We start from the raw sequence: 20,645 nt of genomic DNA, 5'->3' as shown, positions 1-20,645 counted from the left end.
CAGATCTACTACTAAATGAATTCGTAACTGGCATTGAAGGTGTTAGACAGTCACCAACCATCAACGGAGTGGATCTGGCAGAGGGCTTTCAAGCTATTTAGGTCATCCCGTATCTTATATCTTATTGTAGCTTGGAATCCGAGGCTTTTGGCGAAATGACCACGCCTTTATTTGGCTCTAATGCAGCAGCAGGTGTCGTTGCAAGTCATCAGATGCAAATGCGGGCTTCCACAAATGTAATTGATCATAATTAGCATATGCTTGGGTTGACGCCTCGCACACTATTACAATGGTTAACGACTTTGTTGCACAAATCTAGCATATAGACTTATTGGGCAATAACATTTCAAAATGAATAGGTCTCCCCCTAAAATCTATCGCATAACCAATGGGTCTTCGTATAATCGGCCTTCATTAATCGAGGCAACATTTCCATTTAGAATAATGTCAGTGATTCACGAGTACTAGAAGATTTACTTGCCCAATTTCCCTTGGATGAGTAAATTTATTCTGTCTATACAGATGGGGCTTATGACACAAAGCATTGCCGACAAGTCATTTAGATCGAGATGTACATGCGATCACTCTGCCAACGAAGAATGCAAAGGCTTGGAAGGTTCAGCAAGCGTGGTCTATGGAGCAGAATGAGTCATTGAAAACAATCAAATGGCCAGTAGAATCTCTTTGGAAAAAATGGTCTGGTTATCATCGTAGAATTTTGTTTGAAACTAAGATGCATTGCATCAAATTATTAGGCGATAAATTAACAGCAAGGAGCTTCCCTTTATGCCTTAAATTTAAGTTACTAAAAGAAGATTTAAATTTTTATATAACAAAGTCTTATAAACATTAAATCAACTCTATTCTTTTTAAAATTAAAATAAGTTAATAATTGTACTATTACGATTTTAAAAATATTAAATTTTGATTGCTTATCAATTTTAAGTTCAAAAGATATAAGAAAATCTGGTCTTTTTAATACTTAACACTTAAGTAAGTTCAATTATAATTATCTTCTTAAAAATTTTACATGATTTAGCTTTATGAAAATATTAGATGGTGGTTTTGGTCGAGAACTTGCACGTAGAGGAGCACCTTTTCGTCAACCAGAGTGGTCTGCTTTAGCATTAACAGAAGCACCTGATATTGTAAAAGAAGTTCATTTAGACTTTATTCGTGCTGGTGCTGAAATAATTACAACGAATAACTATGCTGTCGTTCCATTTCATATTGGTCAAGATCGCTTTGACAAAGAAGTTAAAGACTTAGTACAAGTCGCTGTAAACCAAGCGAAACAAGCAGTTAAGGAAAGTGGTCAAAAAGTTTTAATAGCGGGATGTTTGCCACCACTTTTTGGTTCATATCGTGCTGACTTATTTCAAGAAGATGAAGCTGAAAAGTTAGTAAAACCAATTATTGATACACTTACTCCACATGTTGACTTTTGGCTAGCTGAAACTCAGTCTTGCTTAAAAGAAGTTGAAACCGTTCACGCATTACTACCAAAAGATCACCGTGATTTTTGGGTATCATTTACCCTGCAAGATGAAATAAAACGAGAACAGCCTTTACTTAGATCGGGGGAAAGTATTCAACAAGCTGCTGCAACTATTATACGTGTGGGCGCTACAGCTGTACTGTTTAACTGTTGCCAACCTGAGATTATTTTACAAGCCATCTTAGAAATTAAAAAAATTCTGCCAGAACATGTACAAATTGGCGCTTATGCCAATGCATTTCCGCCGCAGAACAGTCAAGCAACTGCAAATGATGGTTTAGATGAAGTACGTGCAGACTTAAATCCAGATTTATATTTAAAATTTGCTCAAGAATGGCAAGCAGCAGGTGCCTCTCTAATTGGTGGATGTTGTGGGATAGGTCCAGAGCATATTTCAATACTCTCAAAATTCTTTAAGCAGTAAATTTCGCACATGTCTACCACTAAAATTGGCTTACTTTCTTTAACCGCTCTTGTTTTCAGTTCAATGGTCGGTTCTGGCGTATTTAGCCTTCCTCAAAATATGGCTTCTGTATCCAACGGCCAAGCTTTACTTATTGCTTGGCTCATTACAGGTATTGGAATTCTTTTTCTCGCATTTGCACTGCTCTATTTAACTCGGCAACGACCAGATTTAGATGGAGGAATCTATAATTATGCACGTGAAGGTTTTGGAGAACTTATTGGTTTTTGCTCCGCATGGGGTTATTGGCTGTGTACTACCATTGGTATTGTCGGATATGTTGTGATTGCTTTCTCTGGCGTAGGTATGTTCACGGATCGCCCTGATCATGTTTTTTTTGGTGAAGGTAACACAATTTATGCACTTATTGGCTCTTCAATATTTGTATGGATGGTTCATTGGTTGGTCAGTCGAGGAATAAAAGAGGCATCATTGGTTAATTTAATCGCGACTATAGCCAAAATTGTACCCATCGTCATATTCATCGTCTTTACTTTCCTTGCATTTAAACTCGACCTTTTTAAACTCAATTATTTTGATTTTTCATTACAAATGCCAGTATGGGAACAAGTCAGGAATCTCATGTTGATTACACTTTGGGTTTTTACAGGTATTGAAGGTGCTGTTGTTTTATCATCTCGTGCAAGGAATCGAAATGACATTGGTCGTGCTACGGTATTAGGTGTATTACTGGCATTAAGTTTTTATGTCTTAGTGACGGTTCTTTCTTATGGTGTGACCAGCCGTATAGAAATAGCCAATATGCATAACCCATCAATGGCTACTATTTTAGAGCAACTAATTGGCTTACCAGGCACCATCATTATTACTTTAGGATTAATTATTTCGGTAAGTTCTTCTTATTTAAGCTGGACACTTTTTGCTACAGAAATCCCCTTTCTCGCTGCAAAGAATAAAGCTTTTCCTAAGGTTTTTCTGAAAACCAATCAAAATAATGTGCCGATTGCATCATTATGGTTAACATCAGTTGTGGTTCAAATTTCATTGATTGCAGTATGCTTTTTCGACAAAAACTATACTCAATTATTATTAATTTCTTCCGTAATGATCTTATTACCTTACTTTTTAGTTTCAGCTTTTTATTTAAAAGAATCATGGAAAAATAAAAGAACCAAACATATCTGGATTGCATTGATTGCTGTGATCTATGCCTCTTGGTTACTTTATGCCGCTGGAATTTCTCTCCTTCTACTTTCAGGTTGTTTATATTTAGTTGGTTTATCTATTTTCTTGTATAGCAGATATACAAATAAAATAGAGGTTTGCAACAATTTATAAAGTTTAAATTAGGATGGCTATCGTCATCCTAATTTAAATATTAAAAAGGATATACATGTTTATATTTAATTTAAGATCAAGTAAGCTTTTAGCATTAGCTCCCAAAAATTGTGTTAGAAAATGAATTCAAACTTTAATTTTTGGCAAGTATTTTTCCGTTTATTACACATGTATGCTGGAGTTTTTATTGCTCCATTTATTTTTATTGCTGCACTCTCCGGCCTTTTTTATGCTGCAACGCCTCAAATTGAACAATTTATTTATAAAGATGTTTTATACATCGAACAAAGTCATTTAAAGATAAACCCTCTCAGCCAGCAAATTGAAAAAGCTAAGCAATTGTTATCTCCTACTGCTCAAATTACTGAAGTGCGTCCTTCTCCCGCAGTAAATCAGACAACACGGATTATTTTTTCAGATTCAGAATTAAAGTTGAATAATGAAGCCATCTTCATTGATCCTTACACACTTGAAGTAAAAGGTCAGTTAGCTGTATATGGAACAAGTGGCTTACTACCTTTTAGAACTAGGTTGGATCATTTACATCGAGATTTATTACTCGGAAGCTGGGGAAGATTTTATAGTGAACTCGCAGCAAGTTGGTTAGCAATTTTGATTTTTACAGGATTTTTTCAATGGTATAAACGTCATAATATGGTAGGCAAGAACAAGAACAATCAGAATAATTACATCAAAAAGCATAGCACTATTGGCTTAGTACTATTCCCTCTACTGCTCTTTGTTGCAGTGACTGGCTTAACTTGGTCTGAGTATGCCGGTGAAAATATTCGAATATTTCGACAAGCGCTTAGTTGGCAAACACCTGTTTTAGCGACATCTATCAAAGCCGAATCTACATCTAGAATGATTATGCATCATGAAGATCATTCGATGGTTCATAATGATGCTCCCGTACAAGTCACTTCTAGTGACTTCGACATAGCATTAGATCTCGCTAGAAAACATGGTATAGATGCCGCTCAGATACAAATCAAACCACCTTTAGATAAAGATCAAGCTTGGAGTATTTCTGAGATTCAACTCCATTGGCCTACGCAAGCAGATCGCATTGCAATTGATATTTCAAATCACAGAGTAATTGATAAGCTGTATTTTGATGACTATCCATTAATTGCTAAATTGACACGCTGGGGTGTCGATGCCCACATCGGAATTTTATTTGGTTGGATAAACCAGTTGATACTCATCATTTACTCACTAGCACTATGTGTAATGATTCTTTATGCATATTTAGCTTGGTACAAAAAAACAAACTTCAAACAAACGGTAATACAATTTTCAAATTTTTTCTTAAGTGTGTGGACAAATTCAAACATGCTTCAACGAGTTACTCTAGGAACTATATTGATTATTTTTGGGGTGCTACTGCCTTTATTTGGATTCAGCCTAATTGTTGGATTAGTCGCTATCTTTATTGGCAGCATTAATGAGAGAAAAGCTTAACTAATCAGTTAGGCTTTTCTCATTAATTCAAAATCTAAATAGGCTTCGTAAAGTAGACCAGTCTTTGTATCCAAAACCTCCACATAGTCCTGCTGCCATAAAATTGTATTTTGCTCAAATACACCATTAAGCTGAATTTTAAGCTTCACATTATCAGTGAATACAAATTTTCCTTGGAATATTTCAGGTTTTTAGCGTCCACTATTACTAGTCCTAACCAATTTAAATGTTTTGTCTTCCTTAACATCCAAACTGAGTGTTGCTTTAAGGGATTCACTCTCCTGCACCCAGTAATTTGTATAGCTTGCGACGTAGTAATCTTGATCAATGAGATTATAAATATTCGATTGCGCGCACAAGTCTAGTCATAGCTGAGAAATAGCTCTGAACTATTAGGTTAAATATGCCAATGACAGTCTGGTAAATGATCAAACGCTGAAAGCTGACTATAGGAAGACCCATTGGTTGTGCGATAGTTTTTAGGAGGAGGCCTATTCATTTTGAAATGTTATTGCCCAATAAGTCTATATGCTAGATTTGTGCAACAAATCTTATGTGACGTTAAATTTACATTCGATTCCATACCTAATTAAACCAGATACTTCATTAGTATGATCACGGTAGGTGCAAATAGAACCATCATAATTCCTGAAATAATCATCGAGAGGCTGGCAATCACTCCCTCCAATTCATGTCGTTGTCTCGCCCGAGCAATACCCATGGCATGTGCGGCATTGCCCAATGCTGCACCAGAAGCAATACGATTTTTAAACCGCATCCATGACAGCAAAACATCTCCTAACAACATACCGACCAAACCAGTAATTACAGTAAAAAGCGGAATCAAACTGATTGAGCCACCAATTTTTTCAGTAAGCACCAAAGCAAAAGGAATTGAAATAGAACGCGCCAACAAACTATTTTTAACAATGTCATCAAAGTTAAATAGGCTCGCAAAAAACCAGCTGCTGAAAATACCCACCAACATGGCGAGACTAGAACTAATGATCAGCACTTTAAAACGTTGCCGAATCATATTTCGATAACGAAATACTGGGATAGCAAACGCCACCGTAATTGGACCAAGCATAGCCACTAAATATTGAGTATAATGGTAATAGTCTTGAAATTGCTGCTGTAAAATAAATATCAATGCAATGCTTAGAATAGGGACAATAATAATCGGAGATAAATAGATTTTTTGCGTTCGAACAAAGAGTTGCTTTACCATAAAATAGCACAGCACTGTCCAAACCAAGTAAAAAATACCCCAAAACTCAGTCATACTGATCTTCCTGTTTTAAGAGCAATCGTATGGTGGATACAGAAGCCATCATCACCAAAGCCGTACTGATCAAAATCACCAGCAATATTTTCCAGCCACTAGCAATCAATAAGTCCTGATATTGAATTACGCCAACAACGGGCGGAATAAAAAATAGCAATAGTTCAGCCAGTAACAGATCAGCACCCTGTTCAATATGAGTTAACTTCAACCAGTTCAATTCAAGCAAAAATAAAAGCAGAAAAAAACCGAGTACGCCTGAGGCCAAAGGTAGGTTAAATAGCTTTTGTAATATATAAGCACAACCCCAAACTGCCAAAATGATCACAATTTGATGGCTATAAATTTTCATCCTACTTAACAGATTACGAACATCGAACATGTCAATTTATGTCCGCATAAGCCCGCTCTTTAAAGGGCTGAATAGAGACACGTTTGTATGTTTCTAAAAAAGATTCATGCTCCAAACGCATATCCAGATAAGTATTTAAAATTTCTTCCAAGACATCAGGAATATCTTCTGCGGGAAATGACGGTCCTAAAATATTGCCGATGGATGCATCATGATCTGAGTTGCCACCTAAAGTAATTTGATAATATTCAGCACCTTTTTTATCTACACCTAAGATACCAATATTACCAACATGGTGATGTCCACAAGCATTCATACATCCCGATATATTCAGATCAACTTTACCCAAGTTATATAACGTATCTAAATCATCAAAACGGCGAGCAATCGCTTCATACACAGGAATGGATTTAGCATTTGCCAATGAACAAAAGTCACCACCTGGACAGCAAATCATATCGGTCAGAAATCCAATATGCGCGCGTGCTAAATTGCCACGATCTAACACTTGCCATAGTTCAAATAAATCTTTTTGTCGTACATCGGTTAAGGCAATATTTTGTTCATGTGTAGTACGTAGCTCACCAAAGGTATATTGTTCAGCCAAATCTGCAATTAAACACATTTCATCAGAAGTCATATCACCTGGTGCTACACCTGCACGTTTCAAGCTAATCGTAACGATACGATAGCCCTCCACCTTATGTGCATGGGTATTGATATTGAACCAGTGTTTAAACTTTGGATACTTCTGAAATAAAGCCTCAAAATTTTGTTGGTCTAAGTGTTCATACGTAAACGGTTGAAATACTGCATCCATTTGATCTAAAACACTAGGTTGAACCTTGAGCAAAGTTTGAGTATGTATAAACTCAGCTTCAACTTTTTCAGCAAAGCCCGCTGGGGTTAAAGCTTTCACTAAAATTTTAATGCGAGCTTTGTATTTATTGTCACGGCGTCCATGCAAGTTATACACCCGCATGATGGCATCTAAATAGGCAATTAAATCTTCGCGTCCTAAAAAGTGCTTAATTACATGTCCAGCCAAAGGTGTACGCCCAAGCCCACCACCAACTTTAATTTGATAGCCCAACTCACCGACATCATTTTTAACCAGATAAACTCCAACATCATGAAAAGTCGTGGCGGCACGGTCTTGTTCAGGATGTGCGCAGACCGCAATCTTAAATTTACGTGGTAGGAATGAAAACTCAGGATGGAAAGTACTCCACTGACGAATCAGCTCACAGGTCGGTCTTGGGTCTGTTAGCTCACCTTTAACAACACCTGCATACTGATCTGTAGTGGTATTTCGAATACAGTTGCCACTGGTTTGAATAGAATGCATATGAACCGTGGCCAGTTCTTGCAAAATATCAGGTACATCTTCAAGCTGTGGCCAATTTAGTTGAATATTTTGACGGGTTGAAATGTGTGCATAACCACGATCATACTCCTGTGCAATCTCGGCTAACTTACGTAATTGTGCAGAGTTCATTAAGCCATAAGGCACTGCCAAACGTAGCATTGGTGCATAACGCTGAATATATAAACCATTTTGTAAACGTAGTGGCCGGTATTCTTCTTCTGTCAGTTTTCCTTCTAAATAACGTTGGGTTTGGTCGCGAAACTGTGCGACACGCTCATTTAATAAATTTTGATCAAAGTCTGTATATAAGAACATGGGGATGACCTAATATATGTATAAATATGAAGGAAAGTCTGCTTTGAATAAGGTATCAAAACGCAAGCTATGCTAGAAAAGTTGCCTGCTTTCGAGACACACCATGTTGTAGACAGGTCTGCATATACTCGGCATAGACCGATAATTTTTCATAAATATGCTCTGCATAGAACATATCTTCGACCAACTGCGTTGCCTGCTTTTGGTTATAACCGCCATAACTCAACAATATCTGAGCATTCAATGTGGCGAATTTCTCGCATAAATCGATATATTGCTGATCTTTGTTTTTAAAAAATAATTTCCGCATATTCCATTCAGTACTATCAATAATGATATCTTGCGGATTGGTATGAATAATATAAATTTTGACCTTAAAAAACTGTTCCAACTCTTTAAGTTTTCGCTTATTAAGTGGCAATCCTGTCACTAAAAAAATCTGTGAAACATCAGTTCGACACAATGCTTTAATCAAGGAAAAATAGAAAAAATCCTCATCACTTAAATGAGTATCAGGTAAGTCTAAATAGATATTTAGCGCCTCAAGTACATCATCTATTTTTAGATTTTGTTTTGACTCAACTTGATAGTAACGATTGAGAATATTGAGTACGGTCGATGTCGCTGGGCTGTTATAAATTACAGGATGATTCAAGTTAGCCAAGATAAAAGGGGCAAATAAATATGCGACATCCGCTTGTTTGTCTTGGATAGTAGATTGCACAATATATTGAACTTTAGCTTTGGAAATCTCTCGCAATACTTTAGCACGTAGCAATGTTGCCTCTAAATTTACATATTGCAATTGTAATTGATCCTTTAATTCCTCAGTCAAACTTCGTGTCTCTATGAGTTCTAAGATTACATTCAATTTATCTGTCACAAACATTGCATCACCATTTCACTTCGAACCTATTTTTCATGAGAGTTTTGCATTATTGTTCAATGTTACCCATCTTGATTAACCCGAATATGATGCATTAAAAAATAGCCACTCATGAGACTAAAATAAATTTTGTCGTGTTGTCACTCAAATGTATAGCTACAAAAGCACTGGGAAAAAATATAACAGTGATAAAAATTACACTTCAAACTGTTATATTTTTTTAAGTAATTTTCTGTACCTACCCATTATCTAAATTGTCATGCAAGATAAAGTAATTTCTTTTGATCGGTGGTTTAAATGAAACGATCTCTTACCTTTCATCCTGTTTTACAAAGCCTTTACTCTATCAACCCTATAAAACTGTCTGATCTATTCACAGTATGGAGAGTAATATGAGCCTCGGACTCACAGCTTTAGAATTAGCCCGCATTCAATTTGCTTTTACTGTTTCTTTTCATATTATTTTCCCTGCAACATCTATTGGTTTAGCATGCTTCCTTGCTATGTTGGAGTGGAAGTGGCTACGCACTCAAAACCCAGTTTATAAAGCCTTATTTAAGTATTGGATTAAGATTTTTGCAGTGGCATTTGCTATGGGGGTCGTTTCTGGTATTGTCATGGCCTATCAGTTTGGTACGAACTGGAGTGAATTCTCACGCATAGCAGGCAGTATCACTGGACCTCTCCTCACTTATGAAGTTATGAGTGCCTTCTTTTTAGAGGCGGGATTCCTCGGAATTATGTTATTTGGTTGGGGACGAGTCAGCCCTAAAGCACATTTTTTTGCCACATTGATGGTCGCTATTGGCACCTGTATTTCCATGTTTTGGATTTTATCCTCCAACAGTTGGATGCAAACCCCACAAGGATTTGCCATTGAAAATGGCATAATTATACCAACTGACTGGTGGGCCATTGTCTTTAATCCTTCATTCCCCTACCGATTTGCCCATATGGCAGTGGCGGCATTCCTCGTTTCATCGCTTTTGGTAGTTGGTACAGCTGCCTGGCATTTATTCAAAGGTCGCCGTGATGAGTTGGTTAAAAAATCATTCTCCATGGGTTTATGGATGGTTTTGGTCACGTCATGTTTACAAGTCGTAATTGGAGACAACCACGGTTTAAATACCCTAAAACACCAACCTGCAAAATTGGCAGCAATTGAGGGACATTGGGAAACTAACCGTGATCATGCAATGCCATTGTTGCTGTTTGCAATTCCAGATATGGAAAGTGAACGTAATACAACTGAACTCGGAATTCCTTATTTAGGTAGTCTCATCCTCACGCACTCATTAGATGGTCAAGTCACAGGCTTAAAAGATTTTTCACCTGAAGATCGCCCAAATGTACCCATTGTCTTTTGGAGCTTTCGTGTCATGGTCAGCCTAGGAATGCTGATGGTACTACTCTCTTTGACTGCATTATGGTTACGTAAGAAAGGTTCATTATATGAAAGCTCATTGTTCCATAAATTTGCAATTATTATGGGTCCTACAGGTTATATCGCCTTGTTAGCAGGCTGGGTGACGACTGAGGTTGGTCGTCAACCATGGTTAGTTTATGGTGTTCTTCGTACTAAGGATGGTCTATCTCACTCTGTTACAGCCGATCAGGTGGGTCTCAGTTTAATTATTTTTGTATTGGTTTATACCGTAGTGTTTGGTAGTGGTATTTATTACATGCTCAAACTGATTAAAGCAGGTCCTGCTCTCTTAGACAGTTTACAGCCTGAAAAAACAGCCGGTCCAGGTCATTTTAAAACCCCATTACGTCCATTGAGTGCAGTTGAGGAGTCTCTAGATTCGATAGAACGCTCTGCTCAAGAAAACAAGGAGAAACCGCATGATTGATCTCGTTATGGTCTGGGTCGGTATTATCGGACTCGGTATTCTTATTTATGTCGTTATGGATGGTTTCGATTTGGGCATTGGCATTCTGTTTCCTTTTATTAGCGGAACGCAAGAACGTGATGTCATGATGAATACCGTAGCTCCTGTTTGGGATGGCAATGAAACATGGATGGTTCTGGGTGGTGCTGGGTTATTCGCTGCGTTTCCTCTAGTGTATTCAACCGTTTTATCAGCGCTGTATTTACCAATTATATTTATGGTGGTGGCCTTGATTTTCCGCGGTGTGGCTTTTGAATTCCGTTTCAAAGCCACGCGTACTAAATACCTCTGGGATCTCGCATTTATCTGGGGGTCAATCTTATCTAGCTTTTTCCAAGGCGTGATTTTAGGGGCTTATATCCAAGGTATTCAGACCACCAATGGAATTTACAGTGGTGGCGGATGGGACTGGTTCACCCCATTTACATGTTTTACAGGTCTAGGTGTAGTGGTCATGTACGCTACCCTAGGTTGTGGTTGGCTCATTTGGAAAACTGAAAAAGAGATACAGCAACGCATGTTTCACCTGATGCCTAGACTGATTATTGCCTTACTCTTTATCTTTGGTGTGGTGAGCTTATATACCCCATTCACCCATCCTGAGATTTCACAGCGTTGGTTCTCTTTACCCAATATATTCTATTTCAGCCCAGTGCCAATTTTAGTCTTATTGTTTGTTGGGTTGATTATATTGGCATGCAAAAAACAGCATGATTTAAAACCCTTTATCTATACTTTAGCTTTAGTATTTTTGGCTTTTACTGGGTTCATCATCAGCTTATGGCCGAATATTATTCCACCATCTGTGACCATTTGGCAGGCCGCCGCACCTGAATCAAGTCTAAAATTTACGTTAGTCGGTGCAGTCATTTTAATCCCGATTATTATTGCCTATACTTTCTTGTCTTATTGGGTATTTCGTGACAAAGTTCGTATTGGAGATGAGGGTTATCATTAATTTTAGGAGGCACTTTTAATGAATAAATTGATGACTAAAATGAGTTCTAGCCAATGGTTCATTGTCCTATGGCTAGTTGGATTTATAGGCTTAGCTCTCATTGCAGGACTGTTCAGATTTTTATTATATTTCGCTTATCCGTGATTATTTTAATAACATCAAATTATTTCTAAATTGGACTTAATTGACTTGTTACAGTAGTCAACTACGATAAAAGAATATGGATAGAAAGTGATTTATCCATATTCTTTCTACATTATTATAATGATCTAAATTTTTATGTATAAATCTGAAAAACTTGCGAATAGCCTGAAACTACTGATTGAAAATGGCATTTGGAAAACCAATGAAAAATTGCCTTCTTTACGTCATCAAGCAGAACTATCTGGTTTTAGCTTGATTACAGTGATGAATGCGTATCAAGAACTAGAAGCACAAGGACTCATCTATTCAAAAGAAAAGTCAGGTTATTTTGTCATCGCACAAGAAGTATCAAATAATGAACATAACCAAAATGTCATGCTAAATCCTAAAATTGAAATTAATTCAACCGTATTTAAATATTTAAAATCTATTCAACCCGACAATATTATACCTTTTGGAACAGCTTTTCCTGATAGCCAATTACTCTACTCATCAAAACTTATTCAGACCTTTAGTCAACTCGCTAGACATAGATTCAACTATGAACAAAATCCTAGCTTACCCCCTGGCAATTTTGCCTTACGTAAATTGATCGCTCAACGTTATTGTATTCAAGGAATTGAAACTGTTCCATCAGACATTGTAATTACATCTGGTGGTCTAGATGCATTGAACTTGTCGTTACAAGCAATGACTCGGGTGGGTGATTATATTTTATTACAACAAACAATTTTTTATGGTGCATGGCAGGCAGCAGAGCGATTGGGTTTAAAAGTAATTACGATTCCAGAACATCCTGATCATGGAATTGATCTAGAAGCCTTTGAACAAGCAATTCAAAAATATCCCATTAAGGTTTGCTTACTGATGCTAAATTGCCATAATCCAATTGGTTTTACAGTAAGTGATGACATTAAATTTCAATTAGCCAAGTTATTACATCAATATAAAGTTCATTTAATTGAAGATGATGTATATGAGGATCTATATTATGATCATAAAAAACCACTATCTATGAAATATTATGATCAACAAAACCTGGTTCTTCATTGTTCTTCATTTTCAAAAACATTAGGCGCAAGCTTTCGTGTGGGGTGGGTTCATGCAGGAAAGTTTTCCGAATCTATTCAACATATTCAATTAATGAGTACATTATCAGTCAATTCATTTATTCAAAATGCATTGATTGAATATTTGTCACATCGCCATTATGAAAAGCACTTAAAAGCCTTACGCTTATCATTGAAACGTAATAAAAAACAGTTTTATAATTATCTTACAGAACATTTATCGCCTGTATGTAAAATTGAATATCATCCGTCAGGTTACTTTTTGTGGATTGAATTACCTGAATATATTGATAGTATTTATATTTACAAAATGTTATTAGATCAAAATATCAGTATTGCACCGAGTGTCTTATTTAATGCAAACTTTGTAAAGCAAAATAATTTTTTACGTATTAATTGTTCTTTTGACTTCAATAATCGTATTGAATCTATTTTGTCACAGATAGTTTATTGTATTAAATCTACTATAAAAGACCACTCTATACAGTCTTGATTTATGTTTCTAACGTATAAATTAATTCAAAAAAAATAGCATCTATGCTGTTGTATTTTCAACACAAAAATATAACAGCTAAATAAATTGGTTTAGGTTATGTATGTTATTTGCGAAAATTTCTCATAAAAAAGCAAATAATAGAATTTTTTATAATTTTAAATTTTCTATTTTATCAAGACTTGCTTAAAGTCATTTTTCAGTTTTAGCCAATACTTTTTTTTCTTCATGATGTGATAAATACTAATAAAGATTTGCGTCTGTGTCGATATCACTGCTCCCCTATTCATTCGAATACCAAAATTTATTACCTTGAATGTTTGACTACTTATTTTTTTAGGTTCTTTAACATCTTTTTTACTAGTTCAGCAGAAACCCTTATGGAAGCATAGTTCTTATCAGTGATAACCTTATTACTCACTATCTCATTAGTTTTGTTAAATGCTAAACTATATTAAAAGCTTTAATTTAGAATGAATTTATGTATCAGAACTTACAACATAGCTTTGAAAATAGCGTAATTCTCGTTGTTGAAGATGATTATGATATTGGTGACATCCTTGAAAAATATATAAAAAATGAGAACATGAAAGTCATTCGTGCAATGGATGGACAACAAGCATTAGAATGTATTAAAACACATCATATTGATCTTATTCTTCTTGATATTAAGCTGCCTAAGTTAAATGGTTGGGATATTTTACAAATTATTCGTCAAAACAATAATTTACCAGTCATTATACTTACAGCATTAGATGATCAAGTGAATAAAATAATGGGGCTTAAGATGGGAGCAGATGATTTTATTATAAAACCATTTAATCCGAATGAAGTGATTGCCAGAATTCAAGCCGTTTTAAGACGAAGTGTTTTTCAAAAGTCTCCAGAAAATATTATTGTTTACAAAAGCATAGAAATAAACCTTGAAAATCATCAGGTGTATATTTTACAAAATACGTATAAACAATTACTTAGCTTAACTTTAACTGAGTTTAATATTTTAGTTCTAATGGCTAAAACACCCAATAAAGTTTTTACCCGCAACGAGTTAATTCAGAATTGTCTGCCTGAGCGAGATGCACTTGACCGCACAGTTGATAGCCATATAAGCAAATTAAGAAAAAAACTTGAGGAAATCCAAGTGCTAGGATTATTGATAAATGTTCGTGGCGTTGGTTATCGGTTAGATCAAAGCAATGAAATTTAAAATTATAAAAAATTCAATTGGTATTAATTCCCAATTTATTCTCATGATGAGCCTTCTAAATTTAGGCGTTACATTTTTATCTTTTGCATTGGGATACTTCGTATATAGTTGGGCAATTAAGATTGGCTTTATAGATTCCCAAAGTCTTAATTCCAATGAATTTTATATTACATCTGTAGACTTTATTTGGTTATTTTTAGTTTTATTAACTGGTTTTTTTCTATCAACCCTTTTAGCTTATCGATATGGTAAACGCTATACACAACCTATTAGTGAGTTAGCCAATGTTATCCAACAAATTCAGCAAGGCAATTTATCATTAAGAATTGAAGAACCACATCATCATATTCCTCATGAACTCAGGTCACTGATTCAAAATCTTAACGCGATGGCGAATCAACTAGAAGTTTCGGTAAAAAACTCAACAATCTGGAATGCAGCTATCGCACATGAACTCAGGACACCTGTGACTATTTTACAAGGCAGATTACAAGGTATTGTTGATGGCGTATTTACAGCCGATCACAAACTACATCAAAGTTTATTAAATCAAGTCGAAGGATTATCTTATTTAGTTGAAGACCTGCGCACACTGACTTTAATTGAAAATAAGCAATTTCGCTTAGAGCTACAAAGGACGAATTTGAAAGCCAGTATTTATAAATGCTTGCAAATGTTTCATGAGCGCTTTCAATTCAAAGGTTTAAATGAAGTGGTTAATTTGACTGATGTAAACGTGTTATGTGATGTAAGACGTATGGAGCAAGTTTTAATTGCATTTTTCTCAAATGTCTTAAGATATGCCAATCCAGGGCAGCTGATGATTACGACTTATAAAACACAAGAAAATTGGATTTTAATGTTAGAGGATGAAGGTCCAGGAATTGATGAGTCTCATCTTGAGCACTTATTCAAACCGTTCTACCGCTTGGAAGATTCCCGATCTCGTTTAGATGGTGGTACTGGCTTAGGACTAGCCGTCATTGATGCGATCATTGAGGCTCATCAAGGTCGCCTAAATTACTCTAAATCAAAGACATTAGGTGGAAGCTGTTTTACAATACAATTAAAAACTTATTCACCCTTGAATCAGTAAAAATTGATTCCAGTGAAAAAATATATCAGTCACAATCAGATGATCTAGTACATCTTAAACTGAGTAGAAACAAAGAAAATATGAAGTAAGTTGAAGACTAAATGGTGAGCTAAAAATTGCGCTTTCAGCTCACCAATTTAGCGTATCAATTTGATATTTTTTGTTTAGAGAGTTTTTCTACAGTTCCCATTACAACGATAAAAAAGATAGGGACAAAAACAATAGCGAGCAAAGTTGCACTGATCATTCCCCCAAAGACGCCTGTACCAATTGCCTTTTGGGTTTCAGAGCTTGCACCAGATGCAATAACCAATGGGATAACACCACAAGTAAATGCGAGCGAAGTCATTAAAATTGGACGTAAACGCAATTTTGCAGCGGCAACAGTTGCTTCAACTAAGCCCATACCTTCTTCTCTGAGTGCTTTCGCAAATTCAACAATTAAAATGGCATTTTTAGCTGATAATCCGATAATCGTAATCATGCCGACCTTAAAGAAAATATCATTTGGCATACCTCGAATCATGATCGCGATAAAGGCACCAATTAATCCTAATGGTACAACTAACATCACTGACAGCGGAATTGACCAACTTTCATAAAGTGCAGCTAAGACCAAAAATACAACGAGCATTGATAAAAGTAGTAAAAATGTCGTTTGTGATTCTGACTGCTTCTCTTCTAAAGAAATACCCGTCCATTCATAACCGACACCTTTAGGGAGTTGTTTGATTAATGATTCCATTTCTGCCATAGCTTGACCAGAAGATATACCAGGCGCAGGACTGCCTGTGATACTTAATGATGGGCGTCCATTATAGCGATTGTACTGTTGTGGAGAATGTTGCCATATAGGTACAATAATCTCAGACATTGATACCAATTTACCACTTAGACTATTGACCTTGATTTGTAAAATATCATCAACATTCATACGTGATTTGGCATCAAGTTGCACAATCACTTGCTGCATACGATCTTGATTTGGAAAATCATTGATATACATTGAACCCATTGAGGTTGAAATAATATCTGTGACATCACTAAAATTAACACCAAGTGCTTGTAGCTTTTCACGATCAATTTTAAGTTGCACTGAACTTCCATCAGGTAAACCTTCAGGATAAACATCTACAACCTTTTTACTTTGAGCAGCAAGTCCAAGTAATTGTTCTTCTGCTTTGCGCAATGCTGGCATACCAATATTGCCACGATCTTGTAATCGTAATGTAAAACCAGAAGAGTTACCTAACTCATCAATGGCTGGAGGCAATACAGACATTGCTTGTCCTTCAGAACTTTCAGCCATCGCCTTATTTGCATTACTTACGACTTGTTGTGCAGTAATCGTACGGTCTTCAAATGGTAAAAGATTAGTAAAGTACATTGCTGTATTTTGTCCAGACCCACTGAACCCGAACCCCAAAACTGCCATATTGTCCTTAATGCCTGTTTCTTGATCCAAGTGTGTTTGAAACTCAGAGACAATTTTTCGAGTACGTTCTTGTGTTGCATCAGCAGGAAGTTGAATGGATGTCATAAACCAACCCTGATCTTCTTCTGGCATAAATGCAGTAGGAACTTGTTTAAGGCTAAGAATAAGAACAATAATAATACCAAGGAAACATAACATGGCAGCAACTTTATGTTTGATAACCTTAAATAAATTATGTTCATATTTATTATTTAACTTTTCAAAACTACGATCAAACCATGCAAAGATCCCTTTTTTCTCATGATCTTTATCAATCGGTTTTAACATCGTTGCACATAAAGCAGGTGTTAAGGTTAAAGCGAGAAAAGCTGAAAATAGTATAGAAACTGACATGGTAATGGTAAATTGGCGATAGATAATACCAACTGCACCCGATGCCAATGCCATCGGCAAGAATACTGCTGCTAAAACCAAGGTAATCCCAATAATTGGATTGGTGATTTCCTTCATGGCTTTAGATGTTGCTTCAACAGGTGATAATCCTTCCGATGCCATGATCCTTTCAACATTTTCAATCACAACAATCGCATCATCGACAATAATTCCGATCGCCAACACCATACCAAACATGGTCAGTACATTAATTGAAAAGCCTGCAAGTAGCATTACGGAGAATGTTCCTAATAGTGCTATAGGCGCAACAATGGCAGGAATTAAGGTATATCTAACATTATGAAGAAATATAAACATCACAATGAAAACTAAAACCATTGCTTCTAGCAATGTCACAATGACTTTTTGAATTGAAATTTTAACAAATGGAGCGGTATCATAAGGAATTGAAAATTTCATTCCTTCAGGCAAAGAAGCACTTAATTGATCTATTTTTGCTTTTACACCTTCAGCCGTTTTTACAGCATTTGCACCTGGACTCATTTGTATTGCGATAGCTGTAGAAGGATTTCCATTTTCTAAAATTGCAAAATTATACGACTGCCCACCCACTTCGATACGGGCTACATCAGACAGGCGTACGTTGGCACCATTTTGATTGGAACGTAAGCTAATATTTTTAAACTGTTCAACAGTTTCTAGTTGTCCTTGTGCAGTCAAAGGAATCGTAATTTGTTGTCCAGTTAAAGCGGGAACATCACCTATACGACCTGGTGATATGGGCAAATTTTGATTTTGAATGGCTGTATTGACATCTTTAATGCTTAAGCCATAAGAAACTAAACGATCTGGATCTACCCAAATACGCATTGCTTTTTCAGCACCAAAATTTTGTACCTTCCCAACACCTTCAACACGTTTAAGTTCTTCAATGACATAGCGGGTCATATAGTCGCTGAGATCAATTTCTGAATATTTATTGTCAGGTGAGTTTAAGCCAACCATCATCAAAAAGCCTGATGAGGCTGCATCTACCATGAGTCCTTGTTGTCGCACAGGCTGAGGTAATCTCGATTCTATCGCTTTGATTTTGTTCTGAACATCGACTTGAGCAAGCTCGACATCAGTACCTGGTTTAAAAGTCGCTGTAATCGTTGCACTACCTGAGCTATCTGAACTTGAACTGTAATAAAGTAAATTTTTTACACCTGACATTTCTCGTTCAATGAGCGTTACCACACTATCATTGAGTGTTTTTGGTGTAGCACCTGGATACATAGCTGTAATACTAATTTGAGGGGGAGCCACGCTTGGAAAGCGAGCAATTGGTAGTTTAGGAATACTGAGTACACCTAATAAAATAATAAATAAGGCAATCACCCATGCAAAAATTGGACGACGAATAAAAAATTGAGCCATTATTTCTGCCCCCCATTTTCATTATTCGTTACAGGTGCTTGCCATTGTTTTACTTTTAGTTGCTGATTGGGTTGAATACGGTCAACACCCTCGACAATAATTTTTTCACCAGCTTGAATACCTTGAGTTACAACGTAGCTATTTTGATAACGCTGACCCAGTTGCACAGTTTTACTTTGTGCCTGCCCCTTTTGGTCGATAACAGTTACATTCGCCTTACCACTAATATCATGTTGTATAGCCTGCTCTGGTACTAAAATCGCATTATCAACTTTTGCTCGGCTCATGTTGACACGGACATACATACCAGGAAGTAATTTTTGATTGTCATTATTCGCTAAAATACGAATCGTTACATCACCCGTATCAGGATCTACCTTGGTATCTGAAAATAAAATTTCACCTGTTACACTGTACGGTTGACCTTGGCTATTTAAGATTTCTACATGATGGCTTGCATCAGACAAGTTTCCTTGCTGCAAGGCTTCCTGTAATTTTTCATAATCCGTAATGGATTGTTTTACATCAATATATACCTTATTAATTTGCTGTATTAACGCCATCGCATTCGTATCACCTTGACTTACTAAAGCACCTTCGGTCACTAAAAGCTCACCGATAATTCCAGAGATTGGTGCTGTAACTGTTGCATACTTTAAATTCAGTTGTTGTCTAGAAAGTATGGCTTCCATTTGTGCAACATCAGCTTTCGCTTTACGGTATTCTGCTTCAGTATTGTTAAATTCTTGCTTACTAATTGCATTAACTATGACTAATTCGGCATAGCGCTTCAACAAAACCTGTAAACGTGCAGCTTCAGATTCTGCTCGATTCAAACTTGCTTGATTGCTTTTTACATCCGCTTGGAATATTTCAGAATTCAGCTTAAAAAGTGATTGACCCGCTTGAATATATGAGCCTTGTTTAAACAGAACTTTATCAACAATTCCGCCGACTTGAGGTCGAATTTCAGCCATACGATATGCGACTACTCGCCCTGGAAGGTTTTCAATTAAACTAATTGATTGCGCTTGTACAGTCAGGGCACTTACTGTTACCTCAGGTATTTCAGCAGTATTTTGGTCTGAATTTTCTGATTTTGCACAACCCATCAAAAGCACAGTCGTGATAACAACAGTACTCACTAAACGATGACTTTGCTTCATGGTTTTTACTAGATAGTATTAGATCGTACTATTTTGAAAAAACTTTGTTTACGGATGGCTAATATTGTGTGGAGATTGTGTGGAGAAAGCAGGAAAATTGCATAATTATCATTTTGGAGACCATGGAAATTACTTCTAAAATTAAAGGGTTTAAAATAGATTTTTCCTTAAAGTAGAGCTAAGACTCATTCTGTTTAAAATAAATGAATCTCAAATACGCAAATCATTTTATACTTTTTAGGTTGTTCTTGGATTTTTACAGCTAAGTTCATGAACTTATAAAACATAAGATATCTAAGACTGTAGCCTACATAACGTTGTTGTAGCTACAAATCAGTACCGTGAAGCTTAGAAATTATATTCACGTTGCTGACTATCCTAATGAACATAATATTCGTTCTGCAAAACCCTACGCTATCTAAGTCGATCTATGTGGTGATC

The 20,645-nt window shown here is 36.2% G+C and carries 15 protein-coding genes and 1 pseudogene; 10 read left to right on the top strand and 6 right to left on the bottom strand.

What is annotated here, in order from left to right:
• Nucleotides 1–440: 440 nt before the first annotated feature.
• The 4 genes and pseudogenes from ACK1JC_RS01320 to ACK1JC_RS01305 form a co-directional block, all read left to right on the top strand.
• A pseudogene (locus ACK1JC_RS01320) lies at nt 441–781 on the top strand (transposase); the annotation flags it as partial.
• Between the two features lie 262 nt (nt 782–1,043).
• Nucleotides 1,044–1,922: a homocysteine S-methyltransferase family protein gene (locus tag ACK1JC_RS01315; RefSeq protein ID WP_409510046.1), complete on the top strand. Its 879-nt coding sequence runs from the start codon at nt 1,044–1,046 to the stop codon at nt 1,920–1,922.
• A gap of 9 nt (nt 1,923–1,931) precedes the next feature.
• Nucleotides 1,932–3,260: a basic amino acid/polyamine antiporter gene (locus ACK1JC_RS01310; protein ID WP_409510045.1), complete on the top strand. Its 1,329-nt coding sequence runs from the start codon at nt 1,932–1,934 to the stop codon at nt 3,258–3,260.
• Nucleotides 3,261–3,380: 120 nt separating this feature from the next.
• Nucleotides 3,381–4,724 carry a PepSY-associated TM helix domain-containing protein gene (locus ACK1JC_RS01305; RefSeq protein WP_409510044.1) on the top strand — a complete coding sequence of 448 codons (1,344 nt, stop codon included), beginning with the start codon at nt 3,381–3,383 and terminating at the stop codon, nt 4,722–4,724.
• 589 nt (nt 4,725–5,313) lie between these two features.
• On the opposite strand, the gene ACK1JC_RS01300 is transcribed toward ACK1JC_RS01305, so the two are convergent.
• The 4 genes from ACK1JC_RS01300 to ACK1JC_RS01285 form a co-directional block, all read right to left on the bottom strand.
• Nucleotides 5,314–6,009 carry an LrgB family protein gene (locus tag ACK1JC_RS01300; RefSeq protein ID WP_409510043.1) on the bottom strand — a complete coding sequence of 232 codons (696 nt, stop codon included), beginning with the start codon at nt 6,007–6,009 and terminating at the stop codon, nt 5,314–5,316.
• Nucleotides 6,002–6,391, bottom strand: coding sequence for a CidA/LrgA family protein (locus tag ACK1JC_RS01295; protein ID WP_409510042.1), 390 nt, complete (start codon nt 6,389–6,391; stop codon nt 6,002–6,004). The genes ACK1JC_RS01300 and ACK1JC_RS01295 overlap by 8 nt, the downstream gene beginning before the upstream one ends.
• Nucleotide 6,392: 1 nt before the next feature.
• A complete protein-coding gene (locus ACK1JC_RS01290) occupies nt 6,393–8,045 on the bottom strand; it encodes a nitrite/sulfite reductase (protein ID WP_409510041.1) in 1,653 nt (550 codons plus the stop codon).
• Nucleotides 8,046–8,112: 67 nt separating this feature from the next.
• Nucleotides 8,113–8,934 carry a hypothetical protein gene (locus ACK1JC_RS01285; protein WP_409510040.1) on the bottom strand — a complete coding sequence of 274 codons (822 nt, stop codon included), beginning with the start codon at nt 8,932–8,934 and terminating at the stop codon, nt 8,113–8,115.
• Between the two features lie 389 nt (nt 8,935–9,323).
• Between ACK1JC_RS01285 and ACK1JC_RS01280 the strand changes: the two genes are divergently transcribed.
• The 6 genes from ACK1JC_RS01280 (at nt 9,324) to adeS (ending at nt 15,791) form a co-directional block, all read left to right on the top strand.
• Nucleotides 9,324–10,784 carry a cytochrome ubiquinol oxidase subunit I gene (locus ACK1JC_RS01280; RefSeq protein WP_409510039.1) on the top strand — a complete coding sequence of 487 codons (1,461 nt, stop codon included), beginning with the start codon at nt 9,324–9,326 and terminating at the stop codon, nt 10,782–10,784.
• On the top strand, nt 10,777–11,781 hold the full coding sequence (cydB, locus tag ACK1JC_RS01275) for a cytochrome d ubiquinol oxidase subunit II (RefSeq protein ID WP_409510038.1): 1,005 nt from the start codon (nt 10,777–10,779) through the stop codon (nt 11,779–11,781). Before ACK1JC_RS01280 ends, cydB begins: the two co-directional genes overlap by 8 nt.
• Before the next feature lie 18 nt (nt 11,782–11,799).
• Nucleotides 11,800–11,925 carry a DUF2474 domain-containing protein gene (locus ACK1JC_RS01270; protein WP_409510037.1) on the top strand — a complete coding sequence of 42 codons (126 nt, stop codon included), beginning with the start codon at nt 11,800–11,802 and terminating at the stop codon, nt 11,923–11,925.
• 135 nt (nt 11,926–12,060) lie between these two features.
• Nucleotides 12,061–13,488: a PLP-dependent aminotransferase family protein gene (locus tag ACK1JC_RS01265; protein WP_409510036.1), complete on the top strand. Its 1,428-nt coding sequence runs from the start codon at nt 12,061–12,063 to the stop codon at nt 13,486–13,488.
• A 481-nt stretch (nt 13,489–13,969) separates the two neighbouring features.
• Nucleotides 13,970–14,695 (top strand): efflux system response regulator transcription factor AdeR, encoded by a 726-nt coding sequence (gene adeR, locus ACK1JC_RS01260; protein WP_409510035.1) that lies wholly within the window; start codon nt 13,970–13,972, stop codon nt 14,693–14,695.
• A complete protein-coding gene (adeS, locus tag ACK1JC_RS01255) occupies nt 14,685–15,791 on the top strand; it encodes a two-component sensor histidine kinase AdeS (protein ID WP_409510034.1) in 1,107 nt (368 codons plus the stop codon). Before adeR ends, adeS begins: the two co-directional genes overlap by 11 nt.
• A gap of 145 nt (nt 15,792–15,936) precedes the next feature.
• Here adeS and ACK1JC_RS01250 read toward each other — a convergent pair whose 3' ends face one another.
• Complete coding sequence (locus tag ACK1JC_RS01250; protein WP_409510033.1) at nt 15,937–19,038, bottom strand: multidrug efflux RND transporter permease subunit; 3,102 nt, start codon at nt 19,036–19,038, stop codon at nt 15,937–15,939.
• Nucleotides 19,038–20,204, bottom strand: a complete 1,167-nt coding sequence (locus ACK1JC_RS01245) for an efflux RND transporter periplasmic adaptor subunit (RefSeq protein WP_409510032.1) — start codon at nt 20,202–20,204, stop codon at nt 19,038–19,040. Before ACK1JC_RS01245 ends, ACK1JC_RS01250 begins: the two co-directional genes overlap by 1 nt.
• Between the last annotated feature and the right edge of the window lie 441 nt (nt 20,205–20,645).

The organism is Acinetobacter sp. TY2 (genome assembly GCF_046269225.1).
Taxonomy (GTDB): Bacteria; Pseudomonadota; Gammaproteobacteria; order Pseudomonadales; family Moraxellaceae; genus Acinetobacter.
The sequence above is the reverse complement of the archived record's forward strand: the minus strand, read 5'-3'. Positions and strand labels throughout refer to the sequence as shown.

Bases quoted from the DNA above. Each gene is read 5' to 3' on its own strand.
- cydB (WP_409510038.1), top strand. From the start codon at position 10,777: ATGATTGATCTCGTTATGGTCTGGGTCGGTATTATCGGACTCGGTATT.
- ACK1JC_RS01280 (WP_409510039.1), top strand. From the start codon at position 9,324: ATGAGCCTCGGACTCACAGCTTTAGAATTAGCCCGCATTCAATTTGCT.
- ACK1JC_RS01290 (WP_409510041.1), bottom strand. From the start codon at position 8,045: ATGTTCTTATATACAGACTTTGATCAAAATTTATTAAATGAGCGTGTC.
- ACK1JC_RS01295 (WP_409510042.1), bottom strand. From the start codon at position 6,391: ATGTTCGATGTTCGTAATCTGTTAAGTAGGATGAAAATTTATAGCCAT.
- ACK1JC_RS01245 (WP_409510032.1), bottom strand. From the start codon at position 20,204: ATGAAGCAAAGTCATCGTTTAGTGAGTACTGTTGTTATCACGACTGTG.
- ACK1JC_RS01310 (WP_409510045.1), top strand. From the start codon at position 1,932: ATGTCTACCACTAAAATTGGCTTACTTTCTTTAACCGCTCTTGTTTTC.
- ACK1JC_RS01270 (WP_409510037.1), top strand. From the start codon at position 11,800: ATGAATAAATTGATGACTAAAATGAGTTCTAGCCAATGGTTCATTGTC.
- ACK1JC_RS01250 (WP_409510033.1), bottom strand. From the start codon at position 19,038: ATGGCTCAATTTTTTATTCGTCGTCCAATTTTTGCATGGGTGATTGCC.
- ACK1JC_RS01305 (WP_409510044.1), top strand. From the start codon at position 3,381: ATGAATTCAAACTTTAATTTTTGGCAAGTATTTTTCCGTTTATTACAC.
- ACK1JC_RS01265 (WP_409510036.1), top strand. From the start codon at position 12,061: ATGTATAAATCTGAAAAACTTGCGAATAGCCTGAAACTACTGATTGAA.
- ACK1JC_RS01300 (WP_409510043.1), bottom strand. From the start codon at position 6,009: ATGACTGAGTTTTGGGGTATTTTTTACTTGGTTTGGACAGTGCTGTGC.
- ACK1JC_RS01315 (WP_409510046.1), top strand. From the start codon at position 1,044: ATGAAAATATTAGATGGTGGTTTTGGTCGAGAACTTGCACGTAGAGGA.
- ACK1JC_RS01285 (WP_409510040.1), bottom strand. From the start codon at position 8,934: ATGTTTGTGACAGATAAATTGAATGTAATCTTAGAACTCATAGAGACA.
- adeR (WP_409510035.1), top strand. From the start codon at position 13,970: ATGTATCAGAACTTACAACATAGCTTTGAAAATAGCGTAATTCTCGTT.
- adeS (WP_409510034.1), top strand. From the start codon at position 14,685: ATGAAATTTAAAATTATAAAAAATTCAATTGGTATTAATTCCCAATTT.